Origin of the sequence: Moorena sp. SIO4A5 (genome assembly GCF_010672005.1) — a bacterium.
Taxonomy (GTDB): Bacteria; Cyanobacteriota; Cyanobacteriia; order Cyanobacteriales; family Coleofasciculaceae; genus Moorena.
This window is the reverse complement of record NZ_JAAHHZ010000001.1, coordinates 130,092-143,646: the sequence shown is the minus strand read 5'-3', so window position 1 is coordinate 143,646 and position 13,555 is coordinate 130,092. Positions and strand designations below refer to the sequence as shown.

The 13,555-nt window shown below is 43.9% G+C and carries 17 protein-coding genes; 9 read left to right on the top strand and 8 right to left on the bottom strand.

All coding sequences use genetic code 11. The features are described from left to right. Positions 1-7 precede the first annotated feature (7 nt). Together F6K57_RS00720 and F6K57_RS00715 are read right to left on the bottom strand one after the other, a co-directional pair. Positions 8-166 (bottom strand): hypothetical protein, encoded by a 159-nt coding sequence (locus tag F6K57_RS00720; protein WP_293025089.1) that lies wholly within the window; start codon positions 164-166, stop codon positions 8-10. A 28-nt stretch (positions 167-194) separates the two neighbouring features. Then, positions 195-2,264: a prolyl oligopeptidase family serine peptidase gene (locus tag F6K57_RS00715; RefSeq protein WP_293063964.1), complete on the bottom strand. Its 2,070-nt coding sequence runs from the start codon at positions 2,262-2,264 to the stop codon at positions 195-197. 262 nt (positions 2,265-2,526) lie between these two features. On the opposite strand from F6K57_RS00715, the gene F6K57_RS00710 reads away from it, so the two are divergent. Then, a complete protein-coding gene (locus tag F6K57_RS00710; RefSeq protein WP_293063962.1) occupies positions 2,527-3,132 on the top strand; it encodes a Uma2 family endonuclease in 606 nt (201 codons plus the stop codon). Positions 3,133-3,272: 140 nt separating this feature from the next. Here the strand turns inward: F6K57_RS00710 and F6K57_RS00705 are convergent, their stop codons facing one another. The 3 genes from F6K57_RS00705 to F6K57_RS00695 form a co-directional block, all read right to left on the bottom strand. Then, on the bottom strand, positions 3,273-3,497 hold the full coding sequence (locus tag F6K57_RS00705; RefSeq protein ID WP_293025083.1) for a type II toxin-antitoxin system HicA family toxin: 225 nt from the start codon (positions 3,495-3,497) through the stop codon (positions 3,273-3,275). Between the two features lie 53 nt (positions 3,498-3,550). After that, positions 3,551-3,733, bottom strand: coding sequence for a type II toxin-antitoxin system HicB family antitoxin (locus F6K57_RS00700; RefSeq protein ID WP_293046656.1), 183 nt, complete (start codon positions 3,731-3,733; stop codon positions 3,551-3,553). Positions 3,734-4,334: 601 nt separating this feature from the next. Beyond that, complete coding sequence (locus F6K57_RS00695) at positions 4,335-4,475, bottom strand: hypothetical protein (protein ID WP_293063959.1); 141 nt, start codon at positions 4,473-4,475, stop codon at positions 4,335-4,337. On the opposite strand from F6K57_RS00695, the gene F6K57_RS00690 reads away from it, so the two are divergent. After that, on the top strand, positions 4,464-4,655 hold the full coding sequence (locus F6K57_RS00690; protein ID WP_293063957.1) for a hypothetical protein: 192 nt from the start codon (positions 4,464-4,466) through the stop codon (positions 4,653-4,655). The genes F6K57_RS00695 and F6K57_RS00690 overlap by 12 nt on opposite strands. Before the next feature lie 40 nt (positions 4,656-4,695). Here the strand turns inward: F6K57_RS00690 and F6K57_RS00685 are convergent, their stop codons facing one another. From F6K57_RS00685 to F6K57_RS00675, 3 genes are all read right to left on the bottom strand, one after another. Further along, positions 4,696-5,184, bottom strand: a complete 489-nt coding sequence (locus F6K57_RS00685) for a LuxR C-terminal-related transcriptional regulator (RefSeq protein ID WP_293063955.1) — start codon at positions 5,182-5,184, stop codon at positions 4,696-4,698. A 189-nt stretch (positions 5,185-5,373) separates the two neighbouring features. Next, on the bottom strand, positions 5,374-5,532 hold the full coding sequence (locus F6K57_RS00680) for a hypothetical protein (protein ID WP_293042184.1): 159 nt from the start codon (positions 5,530-5,532) through the stop codon (positions 5,374-5,376). Between the two features lie 289 nt (positions 5,533-5,821). Continuing rightward, positions 5,822-6,760, bottom strand: a complete 939-nt coding sequence (locus F6K57_RS00675) for a hypothetical protein (RefSeq protein ID WP_293063953.1) — start codon at positions 6,758-6,760, stop codon at positions 5,822-5,824. A gap of 283 nt (positions 6,761-7,043) precedes the next feature. On the opposite strand from F6K57_RS00675, the gene F6K57_RS00670 reads away from it, so the two are divergent. From F6K57_RS00670 to F6K57_RS00645, 7 genes are all read left to right on the top strand, one after another. Further along, positions 7,044-7,916: a Pvc16 family protein gene (locus F6K57_RS00670; RefSeq protein WP_293063951.1), complete on the top strand. Its 873-nt coding sequence runs from the start codon at positions 7,044-7,046 to the stop codon at positions 7,914-7,916. Positions 7,917-7,944: 28 nt separating this feature from the next. Further along, positions 7,945-9,153, top strand: coding sequence for a phage tail sheath subtilisin-like domain-containing protein (locus F6K57_RS00665; protein ID WP_293063949.1), 1,209 nt, complete (start codon positions 7,945-7,947; stop codon positions 9,151-9,153). Positions 9,154-9,200: 47 nt separating this feature from the next. Continuing rightward, entirely contained in the window at positions 9,201-9,626 is a 426-nt protein-coding gene (locus F6K57_RS00660) for a phage tail protein (protein ID WP_293042197.1), read from the top strand. 3 nt (positions 9,627-9,629) lie between these two features. Continuing rightward, entirely contained in the window at positions 9,630-10,028 is a 399-nt protein-coding gene (locus tag F6K57_RS00655) for a phage tail assembly protein (protein ID WP_364300604.1), read from the top strand. Then, positions 10,022-10,201 carry a DUF6760 family protein gene (locus tag F6K57_RS41775; RefSeq protein WP_083305059.1) on the top strand — a complete coding sequence of 60 codons (180 nt, stop codon included), beginning with the start codon at positions 10,022-10,024 and terminating at the stop codon, positions 10,199-10,201. The genes F6K57_RS00655 and F6K57_RS41775 overlap by 7 nt, the downstream gene beginning before the upstream one ends. 81 nt (positions 10,202-10,282) lie before the next feature. Further along, positions 10,283-12,805: a hypothetical protein gene (locus tag F6K57_RS00650; protein ID WP_293063947.1), complete on the top strand. Its 2,523-nt coding sequence runs from the start codon at positions 10,283-10,285 to the stop codon at positions 12,803-12,805. Then, positions 12,796-13,545: a LysM peptidoglycan-binding domain-containing protein gene (locus F6K57_RS00645; protein ID WP_293061529.1), complete on the top strand. Its 750-nt coding sequence runs from the start codon at positions 12,796-12,798 to the stop codon at positions 13,543-13,545. The genes F6K57_RS00650 and F6K57_RS00645 overlap by 10 nt, the downstream gene beginning before the upstream one ends. Positions 13,546-13,555 lie beyond the last annotated feature (10 nt).

The following is a 13,555-nucleotide window of genomic DNA, read 5'->3' as shown; positions in this document are numbered from 1 at the left end:
AGTCTTGTTAAAAAGAACAGCAAAGGGAACAGGAACCCACCCCTAACCCCTCCCAGGAGGGGAACAGGGAGTAGGGAGTAGGGAGTAGGGGAAAAAAATTCTCACAATCCCTACAGGGATCCCTATATCCTATCGTGAACTGTGTCCTAGATCCTAGCCTGAACATCCTAGGCAAATTATGGTCTATTTACTCTCTAAACCTCTACCTCTAGGGTTCTGAGTAAGAACGCCCACTTATCAGCAATCTCCTCAATTATCTTACTGGTGGGCTTCCCTGCACCATGTCCTGCTTTGGTCTCAATCCGGATTAACACTGGTTGTTCCCCTTCATGGGCCTCCTGTAAGGCTGCCGCAAATTTGAAACTATGGGCAGGGACAACCCGGTCATCATGGTCAGCGGTGGTAATCAGGGTAGGGGGATAAGCGGTTCCTGGTTTGAGATTGTGTAATGGGGAATAGGCGTAAAGGGCTTTAAATTCCTCTGGGTGATCTGGGGAACCGTAATCGGAACACCAGGCCCAACCAATGGTAAACTTATGGAAGCGCAACATATCTAGTACTCCCACCGCTGGTAGGGCTGCACCGAATAAGTCTGGACGCTGAGTCATGCAAGCACCGACCAATAATCCCCCATTGCTACCGCCTGCGATCGCAACTTTCTTGGGTGAAGTGTACTGAGCACTAATTAGCCACTCCGCTGCCGCTATAAAATCATCAAATACATTTTGCTTGTTGAGTTTTGTGCCAGATTGGTGCCAATCTTCCCCATACTCACCGCCACCACGGAGATTGGCAACAGCATAAACACCTCCCATTTCCATCCATACTAGATTGCTAATGGAGAAATTGGGGGTTATCGAGATATTAAAGCCGCCGTAGCCATAGAGGTAAGTGGGGTTATTGCTATCTAACTGCAATCCCTTCTTGTGGGTGATAAACATAGGCACTTGGGTGCCATCTTTGCTAGGGTAGAAAACTTGTTTGGTCTCGTAGTCATCGGGATTAAAGTCTACCTGGGGCTGCCGGAAAATAGTACTTTCCCCACTTACCATGTCGTAGCGATAGATGGTTGCAGGGGTGGTGAAGCTGGTATAGGTGTAGAAGGTTTCAGTATCATAACGTAACCCATTGAAACCACCAGCGGAACCAATACCAGGTAATTCGACTTCCCGCACAAAGGAACCATCCAGGTCAAAAATTTTGATGGAGGAGTGAGCATCTTTGAGGTAATCGGCCACAAATTGGTTGTTGAGTAAGCCTACAGCTTCTAGGGTTTCATCCGCTTGGGGAATTACTTCTTGCCACTGTGCCTGAGCAGGATGATTAGTATCTATGGCAATGACTCGACTGCGAGGGGCATCTAAGTCTGTGCGGAACCAAAATACTGATTGATCATTGTCGATGAAGCTATAGCTGGCATCAAATTCTTTAATGAGTTCCACAACGGGGGCATCTGGGTCTTGCAAATTTTTATAAAACACCAGATTCTTGGGGTCAGTACCCAGGAAGACTGTAATGATCAGATAATTACCATCTTCAGTGACTCGACCACTAAAACCCCATTCTTTCTGGTCAGGGCGCTCATAAATGAGAATATCCTCTGACTGGGGTGTTCCCAGCTTATGGTAATAGAGCTTTTGATAATAATTGAGGTCTTCTAACTTAGTGGCTTCATTGGGTTCATCGAAGCGGCTATAGAAGAAACCTTGATTGTCGTGAGTCCAAGATGCCCCAGAAAACTTTACCCACTTAATCTGATCCGAGAGGTCAAGACCGGTTTCTACTTCCCGCACTTGCCACTCTTGCCAGTCAGAACCAGACCTAGACAGACCATAGGCCAGCAGCTTGCCATCTTTACTAATGGCTAAACCTGATAGGGCAACGGTACCGTCTTCTGAAAGGGTGTTGGGGTCAAGTAATAGGGTTGGTTCAGCATCGAGGGAGGTCAAGGTGTAGAGAACACTTTGGTTCTGGAGACCATCGTTTTTGAAATAGAAGTAGCGATCGCCTTTTTTAAAGGGAGTGCTATATTTCTCGTAATTCCATAGCTTGGTGATGCGCTGCTTAAGTGTTTCCCGTGTTGGTATTTCGCTGAGATAACCAAAGGTGACTTGATTCTGTGCTTCTACCCAAGCCTTTGTTTCCTCTGAATCTGGGTCTTCTAGCCACCGGTAAGGGTCAGCAACTAGAGTACCGTGGTAATCATCGACTTGGTCGGATTTGCGGCTTTTGGGATAGTTCAGGGGTTGACTGGTAGATGGCATGGTGGCAGATGGTGAAGCAGCTTTTCTAGTGTAACGTTTCTATTCCCTAGGTCGAGGTTGGAGGACATGGGCAGCTATGGAGCTGTCGCGAATTGAGCTAAAATCTTAGTAGAGCGATAAGCATTGCTGACGGGCGGAATGACTATGAGTGGGGTGGCTATCCTGCCTGCGGTGGAAATTGTAACCGGCAAGATGCCGGTTCCACTAAGATGCTGGTTCCACCAAGATGCCCGTTACGGAACGCAAATCGCGCCTGATAATTATGACTGGATCGATCACACCACAACTAGCAACGCCCTTAGAGCTCAAGACTCGTCCGGCTTTTGATATGAGTGATGAGGAATTCTTTGCTTTTTGTCAGCTTAATCGGGAGTTACGGATCGAACGGGACCAAGATGGAAGGCTTATTATTAGCACTCCTACAGGAGGGGAAACTGGCGGTCGCAATTTTGATTTGATTGTTCAGTTTGGCATTTGGGTATGCCAAGATGGTACAGGAAAAGGTTTTGATTCTTCTACTGGCTTTATACTTCCCAATGGAGCCAATCGTTCTCCTGATGTTGCTTGGGTCAAGCTAGAGAGGTGGGAATCCCTAACTAAAGAACAACGAAAGAAGTTTGTACCCCTATGCCCGGATTTTGTGATTGAGCTGCGTTCTGGGAGTGATCGCCTGGAAAACTTGCAAGACAAAATGGCAGAGTATAGGTCAAATGGGACTTTGCTCGGTTGGCTGATTGACCCAGATCAGCGCCAAGTTTATATTTATCGTCTTGGGGCGGAAGTTGAACAGCTGGATAATCCAGCGACGGTGAGTGGTGAGCCAGTTTTACCTGGGTTTGTGCTCAAGATGGATCAGATCTGGGATTGAGGAGCCTACCCAAGATACGTTCAATTTTTGCGATCGCGTAGCGTGACCTACGGTCAATCGCTTTTAGCGGCTCTTTTGGAGCATCGCGAAGCCTAGCCCTTTGGGCTAATCGCCGATCTTGTAGTGGACTGACACAGCCATCACAACAATTCCCTGAATTCCTCACGACTAAGCTGAGTGTCACGCAAGATTTGGGACAATAAACCACGTCCAATGGTTTCACCAGAATGTACCGGGATAACTGTTCTACGTCCGTCATCATGAATTAAAATATGGTTACTTCCACGTACCCTCGCCACTGTAAACCCTGCTTTCTCCAGTGCTGCGATAATTTCCCGTCCAGTTACATTTGGGAATTGACTCATACTTCCACGTCCTCTCGCTGTACACCAAAGAAGTCAAGGGAATTTTCTAGATTTTATTCAAATTCCAAACAAAGGGCGTTCGCGTAGCGTGGCCTACGGCCAATCGCTTCTCGAATACGCTCCATCAATTCATCCAAAGATTTTGCTTGGGTATGACACCCTTTAAGAGTGGGAACAGAAGCTACAAAGTAGCCATCAGCATCGCGCTCGATAATTACATTAAATTCTCGACTCATTTTTGATTTCAATTTATTTACTAAAGATAGTATTTATTGCTGAACAAAATTTACTATAAATTAATAGTATAGCATTTCCCAAATAGATGAGGTACTTTTGTTCTGGGTTTTAGTGCCTACGCAAAGCCTAGCCCTTTGGGCTAATCTACGATATTGTAGAGTGCGCCCTCGACAGGGTAACGCAGCAAGCGCAAAAGAGTAAAAAATTCCAAATCTTAACCAAACCAGCATCATTAGCACCGGTGGGTTGCTGAACAGCTGGGATTGATGATCGTGATTTTTCTGCCATCATGGAAGTAACTCCTACTTGGTTGGGAGGAAAGCCGCGCTGGTAGTTATTAACGGTTCTGACCAGCGCGGCTATTAGTATCGGTCGTCACCTTCTATAGTATAGATAACTCCTCGAAAAAATGCAAGGGTTAAATGAATAATGTTTAAATTTATTTACAACTATTATAATTAGCCATTTATAGACTCATTTATGTGTAATTTAATTTGACATTTTTTTAAAATTTACTGATATAAAAAGGGAGCTTATGATATAAAATTAGGGAGCATAGAGTAGGTAAGAGTTAAAGTACTAAAAAGCCTGTCTACATCATTAGAATAAAATGCGTTCGCGTAGCGGCTCAATGCTCACGCATCGCATCCAATACCCGTACAAGATAATGCGATCGCATCCAATACCCGTACAAGATAATGCGATCGCATCCAATACCCGTACAAGATAATGCGATCGCATCCAATACCCGTACAAGATAATGCGATCGCATCGAGTGCTCGACCAGATTACGCGATCGCATCGAGTGCTCGACCAGATTACGCGATCGCATCCAGTGCTCGGCCAGATAATGCGATCGCATCCAGTGCCATACAATATCATGGGTCAGCAGTCAGCTATCAGCTCATACCTGACTTCTGACTTCTGACTTCTGACTTCTGACTTCTGACTTCTGCTATAGCTACTTCATTTGTAATTGCTGAATCAAAGGAGCACATTGATAAACCATAGCCGCTCGACTATCTACATCCAGCTTCAGGAAGATCCGACGTAGATGAGCAGAAACTGTCCATTCACTAATTTCAAGCTGTTTAGCAATTAGCTTATTAGACTGACCTAAAGCAACAAGAGTAACAATTTGTAACTCTCGTTCTGTTAAGATACTAGCAAGATGAGAGGTAACGGAAGTAGTATTGTCTTGGAATTCTGTAATTGCATAAACTTTTCCATTAACCTCCATATAACCAACTGCATTCAAAGGACAACTGCTTTGAAGGGGTGAATTCGAGCTAGACCCTAAACTAGGTTTAAATTCGTGGTTTGTTTCACAAACTAAAAAACACGAATTATTGATAAACAGCTTACCAATCACTTGATTTCCTAACTCTGATTCTAGATCTTTACTAGCTATATCTTGACGATAAAGAGGAAAATTAAGTTTCTCTTTCATAATAAAAATGTCAAGTACCTATAAACATCCTGTTTGATTGATGAGCGGAACCTGGGGAAAGATAAAAGTAAGCTGATAGCTATCAGCTATCAGCTATCAGCTATCAGCTATTAGCGAACAGCGATTAGCGCTACGCGCACGCGTGCGCGTTCAGTTTTCAGTTTATGCGCTACGCGCACGCGTGCGCGTTCAGCTATTAGCTATCAGCTTATGGGCTACGGCTGACTGCTGACTGCTGACTGCTGAGGGCTGACTGCTGACGCAAAAACTATAGCGCTGTGCGTAGGGAATAGGGAATAGGGAACGTCGGACCAGGGAATGATTGAGCTTCCCAAGACTGCGCTGCATAGCTTCGTTCCTTAAATTTGTCAACACCATTACACCGATTGCTATAACTATTCACAAATGATTTAGGAAGATCAGATCCATGGATGGTCTGACCCCCCCTTCCATTTTGTTGAATAGCAATCAAAAAGGAATTAAATTGTTAAAAAACTTATAGTTTATCTAGGCTTTACAAATGAGTTGTCAAACTAGATGGTAATTTTTTATAATCAAAAAAACGCTGTATTCCTTACTCCTGTTAGCCGATCCGGAGTTTTCTCTTCTCTAAAGGGTTTAGTTCTATGTTTACATCTCACATCGAAAGACTATACCAGAACGCTTTAGTATTTATCCATAGATCCTTCTTCAACTCTGGGAAATTCCCCAAGTCTTCAGGATCACAGGCAAAGTTATCGCTCCAAGACAGCTTAGACATTCTGTCAGATGCTGTAACTGCAGGTGTCACAAGATGTATAACACATAAATGAAGCCCTTCCCATAAAAGTTTTGCCAGTCCGGTGTAAATCATCAACTGGCGTAAGTACTCCGATTCCAAAGCCACAATTCGATCCTGCGGACTAACAAGTTGGCAAGAGATTCCCAAGTTGTCCAAGGCTTTGCAGATATCTGGAGGACGATTATCACTAAAATCTGTAGGATTCTGATAGCTCAGTATAAAAGCAGAACCCAAACTCGCACTTAGGGCTATAGTATCCCGGAATGACGCCATTAAGGTATAGTTGCTCACCTGTGAATGTTTAATGCGTCGATCTAATAAGCGTGCTAAGTATTCCCATCGTGGCAAGAGCTTGATAGTTGTACCTTTTGGCAGTAAAGACTCCCTGAGACTATCCCCCAGCCAGAATAGATTGAGTCCCAGCAAATCATTCTCGGTTTGTAATCGTTTCCACTCTTGAAGCGACCAAATCACACTCTCTAAAGTGGCTCTGTCCTGTTCAGGTGCCTTGTCATTGAGAGTGCTTTTGGGAATAAGTAGTTCTGGTTGTTGTAAATAAAACTTAGTATTGTTGAGAATATGCCAAAGCTCTCTTGCTATCCAGAGTTCCATTATTTCTCCTAGCTGCTGAGCGATGTGGACTCCATAATAGGAGAGCGCCAAGGCTGGATCCAGTACACAAATCCATTGCTTGGAATCAAGTTGGCTGAAAAGGGGAGTTATGAGCATTTTCAAGACGTCACTCCCATTAAAATAGCAGTTTTTATACCAATTCTGTAAATTACGGCTAGCCATCAATTTTATCTCCCCATCTCTCTATTTCCCCATCTCTCTATTTCCCCATCTCCCCATTTACCCATCTCCAGAGGAATAGCGTTAATTTATCAATTTTGGATTTCAAAAACCAGTCACAGGATCTTGCTACTCCAAATGGATTAGTTCAAATGAGCTAGTTTAACTTGACTAGCTAGAAAACGTGACTTGTAGAGGATGTCTAAAAGAATTATTAATAAATAACGCCCTAAGCTTTGAGAGTCTGGTGCGTGGCTGCTCAGTAAATCCAACCAGGTCAGTTAGGATGATTAGCGATCTGAGTCAAGTGTTGAGAAGAATTTTGGAACAGACCAGCCTATCGTCGAGGTTTCCAGAATTAGCGGAGGCTCAAATTTCTTTTGAGCGTCCCTCAGAAACCTTTAGTCCTGGACAGACAACGGTGAATTTATTTCTGTACGATATTCGGGAACACCTGGAACTACGTAATAATGAACCAACGATCGAGAGGCGCAATGGACAGGCAATTATTCATAATCCTCCAAAGCGCATAGCCTGTTCTTATTTAGTCACAGCTTGGCCCATTGGTGGCGAAGAATTACCCCTGCAAGAACACCGATTACTCAGCCAAGTCCTGCAAGTATTCTCAGCCTATCCAACTATTCCAGAAATACCTTTTTTAGAAAATACTCGACTTGCTGGGCAAGAACCAGCCTTACCAATGGTAACTGCTCAAGTAGATGGAGTACAAAGCACTGCTGAGTTTTGGACTGCATTGGGAAATCAATTACGTGCTTCCATCACAGTCACAGTAACCATTGCGATCAAGGAACTATTTGAGCCAGAGCCAACCCCCATTGTCATTACTCAAGATTGGCAATTAGGTCAGCGGATTTCACCATCCTCAGAAGAACTGGTGCCAGGCACCGCACAACAATTTTTCCGGATTGGTGGGCGAGTTACCGATGCTGAGAATAAACCTGTTGTTGGCGCAACGGTTATTTTGGTTGAGCGTAATCTCAGCGCAGCCACTGATAGAGATGGACAGTACACCATCGGGGCAATTACCGCTGGTGCTTATACCTTACGGGTGCAGTTAGAGGATGCAGTACAGGAGGTTACTATCACTATCCCAGTAGAATCGGCAGCAAGTAATTACAACCTGGAGTTACAGCAGTAATTTTCGTGATTATCAAGGAGTAAGAATTATGCCACAGTATCTTTCGCCAGGCGTATATGTTGAATACGTGCCACCCGCTTCCCTACCTGTTGCTGGAGTTGCAACCAGTGTCGCTGGGTTTATTGGTGTGGTAGCTGATAATGTTACTATGCCACAGCAACCAGGACAGTTTCAAAATGATAGTGATGGTAACCCTGTTTTAGATGATCAGGGTAATCCTGTTCCTGCCCCGTATGAGCTGACGACCGCAGGTGAACCAACATTAATTACCAGTTGGGAAGAGTTCAAAACTAGGTTTGGTGATTTCCAAGAGGGCAATAAAATCTTAGCCCATGGGGTGTATGGCTTCTTCTTCAACGGAGGTTCCCGTTGTTATGTACTGCGGGTTGCCGCTGCAACAGACATTGATAACCCGGCTGAAGAGTTAGAGAAGTTTGAAACAGAGGATGAAATCACCATTGTTGCCGTCCCTGGAGCAATCAGTGATATTCAACACACTGCTATTATCGCTCACTGCGCCAAGATGGGAGATAGAGTGGCCATCTTAGATGGTGATGCAGATCAAGAACCTAGCAATGTAAGCGGTATCCGTCCTGTTGGTCGTAGTCAGCAAGCCAGCTATGCTGCTATCTACTATCCTTGGATTAAAGTCTTTGATCCCGTTAGCAATGCCCCAGATACTATACCTCCTAGTGGTCATCTTGCTGGAATCTATGCTCGTAATGATGCCACCCGGGGAGTGTTTAAAGCACCTGCTAACGAAGTTATTGTTAATGCCCTCGATGTCAGTCGTCCCATTAGTAAAGCCCAGCAAGATGGTTTAAATCCGGAAGGGATTAACGTTATCCGTTCTTTCAAAGGCACCATTAAAGTCTGGGGAGCGCGGACTATGGCAGATGATGCTACTGCTGATTTTCGCTACGTCAGTACCCGTCGCTATTTCAACTACCTACAAGAATCTATTGATGATGGTACTCAATTTGCTGTCTTTGAACCCAATAATCTAGCCCTGTGGCAACGGATTAAACGGACAGTGGGTGACTTCTTGTTAAATGAATGGCGCGATGGAGCCTTGTTTGGGGAAACACCAGAGCAAGCTTTCTTTGTTAAATGTGACGCGGAAACCAATCCCAAAGAAGTAAGGGAATTGGGGCAAGTTGTCACCCTGATTGGGGTAGCTATTGTCAAGCCTGCGGAATTTGTTATCTTCCGCATCCAGCAAACCGCTGGTGAGTAATCAGGCGAGTAATAAACTTTTGAACTAACTGGAAAGGAGATTTAGTCATGGCAAGAGTTGATCCCTATAAGAACTATCGTTTCCTGATGGAAATTGATGGTATTGTTCAGGCAGGATTTTCTGAATGTAGTGGTTTTGGTTCTGAAGTAGAAATCGTTGAATATCGTGAAGGTGGAGACGATGCTACAGTACGTAAGCTGCGAGGGAAAGCGAGTTATCCTGATATTTCCCTGAAATGGGGAATAACCGATTCCCGTGAACTCTATGACTGGCACTTAGCCGCAGTCAATGGCAAGGTTGAACGCAAAAATGGTTCCATCATTCTGCTTGATGATACCGGACAGGAGAAAGTACGCTGGAACTTCTTCAACGCCTGGGCTAGTAAGTATGAAGCACCTAGTTTGGATGCCAAAGGAAGTGATGTTGCTATTGATACCCTCACCGTGAGTTGTGAACGTCTGGAGCGGGCATAAATTATGACTAATTTCACCATGCCTGAGCAAGCAACAATGCTGCAAACTGAGTATGAGTTTACATTACCAGCAGGTTATGTGGACAAAGAGGGGAATTTACATCGGGAAGGGACAATGCGATTGGCAACGGCTGCTGATGAAATTGTTCCCCTGAAAGACCCTCGCGTACAATCTAACCCAGCCTATTTAATTGTGATTCTGCTATCTCGGGTGGTCACCCGCATCGGTTCTGTGGAAATGATTAACCCAAAAGTAATTGAAGGGTTATTTGCCTCAGACTTGGCTTATTTGCAGGATCTTTACAATCGGATCAATGGCAATGGCATGCGATCGCTCCAGATTATCTGTCCCCACTGTGAAAAAGATTTTGCTGTGGAACTAGATATGTCGGGGGAATCTTAGGCTACCCCCTGGATCAACTCCATCAGGAGGTAGCCTATCTGGCCTACCACTTTCATTGGCACTATGAATCCATCATGGCCATGGAACACAGTCAGCGGCGACGGTGGGTGGAGGAAATTGCCCAGATTAATCGGCGTTTGAATGCCCAAACCGGTCAGATAGAGTTTATCTGAAGGTTCACAGAAATAGCGATCGCTATTGAGCTGGGGTGTATCTCCTCAAAGCTACTTGATCTGGTGGGTGGAACGGGCATCTTGCCCGTTACTGCTCCCTACTTCCTGCTCCCTGCTCCCTACTCTTTATATTGCAACAAAACAATGGAAGATTTTCCTTACAGTTCAACCTTAGGGCAACGTCTACAGCGGCGACTGGTTAAACCTGCTGGGGTCATTAATACCCAGCAGTTACATTCTCATTACCAAGCTACTCAAAGCACAGCGGGAAGACTTGTACAAAAGTCAATGTTACCGGAACAAGTAAAATTCCGTTATGGTTCTGGAGTTTTGCAGCCTACAGCGATCATGTCACGTCTTCAGCGACAGCGCACAGAATCAGCCGAGGGTTTTGATGGGCAATGGCGAGTCAATCCTGACGGCTATTCAGGAACAGGAAAAACAGCTCAAACCTTTGTGCAGACTCAACCAAGAGCATTTCAGAATAGTAGGGACAATAGTAGGAAAATTGTAGGGAAAAGTCCGACAGCAATAGGCGTTGCTGATTCTGGGTATGATTCCGCCCCCCTAGCCCCCCAATTCTGGGGGGAACAAAACTCTGAAAGTCCCCCAAAGTTGGGGGATTTAGGGGGCTTGACCAAAACCAGACGATCGCCCATTCATACTTCAATTCAGCAACGCCCAGCAATATCCCAGAAAGTAACAGTAATGACCAAGCCATTGGTCAAAAAAACTAACCACAACCAGAGTACAAGCCCAGTTTCATTGGTAGAAAAAAAGCCTAAGTCGGCTTCCTCTACTCCCCTTGGGAAGACAATTCAGGAAACTGGGGACAAGGGAAATAGGAGAGGAACACAACCACAGCTTAAGATTAATCGCAAAGCAACCTTGGCAGAAGTTAATACCTTATCACGTCATGAGTCTCATACTGTACAAGCGCAAAGAGATACTAAATCTAGTACTAAATCTAGTACCAATCCTACAGTAACTCAAACTAAACCTGAAACCAGTAGCTCTTCCTCACCTCCCTACCCTGAAAAATCTGGAACGTTGCGGATTAGTCGAAAAGCAACCATGACAGCAGCTAATGCTAGTAATGTTGCTAGAGTTCAAAGTAAATCTATTCCAGATCTACCTCTTGCTCAAACCAATAGTCCATCATCTTCAAGTACAGTTTCCAGAAAAGAGGATAGCTCAGATACGGTAATTCAAACCAAAAGTATCCCGAATCAAGCCAAATCAGTTAAGATTACCTCTCCAGGTGATTCTGTTAACAACTCACCTCAAAATTTACCTCTGGCTAAAACTGCAAGTGCCTCATCCCCAAGTCAAGTATCTAGAAAAGAGGATAACGAAGATACTGTAATTCAAGCTAAACTCTCGCCAACTTCCGGTAAAATAATATCTCAAAGTCCCACCATCAATCAAGCTAGTAATTCCAAAACTATAAGTCACAGTAACTCTAGTCCAGATTTACCTCTGGCTAAAACTACAAGTGCCTCATCCCCAAGTCAAGTATCTAGAAAAGAGGATAACGAGGATACGGTAATTCAAGCTAAACTCTCGCCAACTTCTGGTAAAAAAATCTCTCAAAGTCCCACCGTCAATCAAGCTAGTAATTCCAAAACTATAAGTCACAGTAACTCTAGTCCAGATTTACCTCTGGCTAAAACTACAAGTGCCTCATCCCCAAGTCAAGTATCTAGAAAAGAGGATAACGAGGATACGGTAATTCAAGCCAAGATTATCCCGAATTCCGGTAAAATAATCTCTCAAAGTCCCACGATAAATCAAGCTAGTCATTCCCAAACTATAAGTCACAGTAAATCTATTACAGATTTACCTCTGGCTAAAACTACAAGTGCCTCATCCCCAACTACAGTATCTAGAAAAGAGGATAACGATGAGACTGTAATTCAAGCAAAAGTTATCCCGAATCAGCCCAAATTAGGTCAGATTACCTCTCAAGGTGATACAATAAGTAAAGCTAATCATTCCCAAACTATAATTCACAGTAACTCTAGTCCAAATTTACCTCTGGCTAAAACAAATAGTCCATCATACCAAAGCACGATTCAAGCTAAAAATCAACCTTTAAGTAAAAGAATTATCCAAACCAAACTAGCCGAAAAAAACTATCAACCAACTGGTATCATAAAGAAACAGCAGGAAAATTCACCTGTACAACTATCCCAAAAAGCCTCAATTGCTAGTAACCCTAGTGTAGTTTCCACAACCCCTACCCAGTTATCTTCCTCATCTGAGTTAAACAGGGTTTGGCTGAAAACTACCAATACCATCGAGGCTAATACCATCGAGGCTAGTAAAGGGTTATCAAGCACAAGCTCCAATCATCAGAAACTGCCTCTACCTCTAGCAATCACCCAAATAAAACCAAATGGAGCGATCGCACGTCAAACCAATGCAGTGGAAAACTCTACGGTTCAAGCAAAGTCGGGAAATGCTACAACCCCGATGTCTACCCCAGAAACAGCATCAGCATCAGGGATAGATTTAATTAAAGTGGCTGAACAAGTCAGTCGTATTCTGGCTCGTAAACTAATGGTAGAAAGGGAACGTCGGGGGATCGAAAAATGGCATTAGAGAAACTAAGTATTATTCCTTTGAAGTGGGAAGAAACTCAAGACAAGAAGTACCGTGCTGTATTGGGAGATAAAGAAAATTATCCAGAGATTAAGGTTTTATTTAACCCCGAATCCTATACCGTCAAAAAAGGTGTTACTTGGAGTGGTTCGAGCCAAAAAGAATATAATGCGCCAATTTTAGATTTTGGTGGGGGGGGAAGTCGGGAACTAACTTTGGAATTGTTATTTGATGTTTCCGAAGGGATTAAAAATTCACGATCTCAGAATTTTGAGCGTGAGAATAATAGTTCATTAGATAGTACTTCCATCGACGATGTACGGGAGGAAACCAATAAACTGGTTGCCCTTACCCGCACGCGACGTGTTGAACGTAAAGAACAACCACCACTAGCTTGTAAGGTTTACTGGGGTGAAGCACCAACTAATTCTGACTTCCCTTTTGTGGGGGTGATTACTAATCTTACCCAAACCTTCACCCTGTTCAAAAGTAATGGTAAACCGATACGAGCAAAAGTCAACATCACTTTTTTGGAATATCTCAATCCAGAAGATGATAAACGGCGTACCGATCCAGAATTAACTACTCGTATTGTCAAAAGCGGTGAAACCCTCAGCAACATTTCGGCGGATGTCTATGGTAATCCTAAGCTGTGGCGACTCATTGCCGAAGAAAATCAATTGGATAATCCCCGTCAGCTTGACATTGGTAAAACCTTAACTATTCCCAAATTGCTTTGATAGTTATGAT

Bases quoted from the DNA above. Each gene is read 5' to 3' on its own strand.
- F6K57_RS00720 (WP_293025089.1), bottom strand. From the start codon at position 166: ATGTTCAGGCTAGGATCTAGGACACAGTTCACGATAGGATATAGGGAT.
- F6K57_RS00715 (WP_293063964.1), bottom strand. From the start codon at position 2,264: ATGCCATCTACCAGTCAACCCCTGAACTATCCCAAAAGCCGCAAATCC.
- F6K57_RS00710 (WP_293063962.1), top strand. From the start codon at position 2,527: ATGACTGGATCGATCACACCACAACTAGCAACGCCCTTAGAGCTCAAG.
- F6K57_RS00705 (WP_293025083.1), bottom strand. From the start codon at position 3,497: ATGAGTCAATTCCCAAATGTAACTGGACGGGAAATTATCGCAGCACTG.
- F6K57_RS00700 (WP_293046656.1), bottom strand. From the start codon at position 3,733: ATGAGTCGAGAATTTAATGTAATTATCGAGCGCGATGCTGATGGCTAC.
- F6K57_RS00690 (WP_293063957.1), top strand. From the start codon at position 4,464: ATGCGATCGCATCCAATACCCGTACAAGATAATGCGATCGCATCGAGT.
- F6K57_RS00695 (WP_293063959.1), bottom strand. From the start codon at position 4,475: ATGCGATCGCATTATCTTGTACGGGTATTGGATGCGATCGCATTATCT.
- F6K57_RS00685 (WP_293063955.1), bottom strand. From the start codon at position 5,184: ATGAAAGAGAAACTTAATTTTCCTCTTTATCGTCAAGATATAGCTAGT.
- F6K57_RS00680 (WP_293042184.1), bottom strand. From the start codon at position 5,532: ATGCAGCGCAGTCTTGGGAAGCTCAATCATTCCCTGGTCCGACGTTCC.
- F6K57_RS00675 (WP_293063953.1), bottom strand. From the start codon at position 6,760: ATGGCTAGCCGTAATTTACAGAATTGGTATAAAAACTGCTATTTTAAT.
- F6K57_RS00670 (WP_293063951.1), top strand. From the start codon at position 7,044: ATGATTAGCGATCTGAGTCAAGTGTTGAGAAGAATTTTGGAACAGACC.
- F6K57_RS00665 (WP_293063949.1), top strand. From the start codon at position 7,945: ATGCCACAGTATCTTTCGCCAGGCGTATATGTTGAATACGTGCCACCC.
- F6K57_RS00660 (WP_293042197.1), top strand. From the start codon at position 9,201: ATGGCAAGAGTTGATCCCTATAAGAACTATCGTTTCCTGATGGAAATT.
- F6K57_RS00655 (WP_364300604.1), top strand. From the start codon at position 9,630: ATGACTAATTTCACCATGCCTGAGCAAGCAACAATGCTGCAAACTGAG.
- F6K57_RS00645 (WP_293061529.1), top strand. From the start codon at position 12,796: ATGGCATTAGAGAAACTAAGTATTATTCCTTTGAAGTGGGAAGAAACT.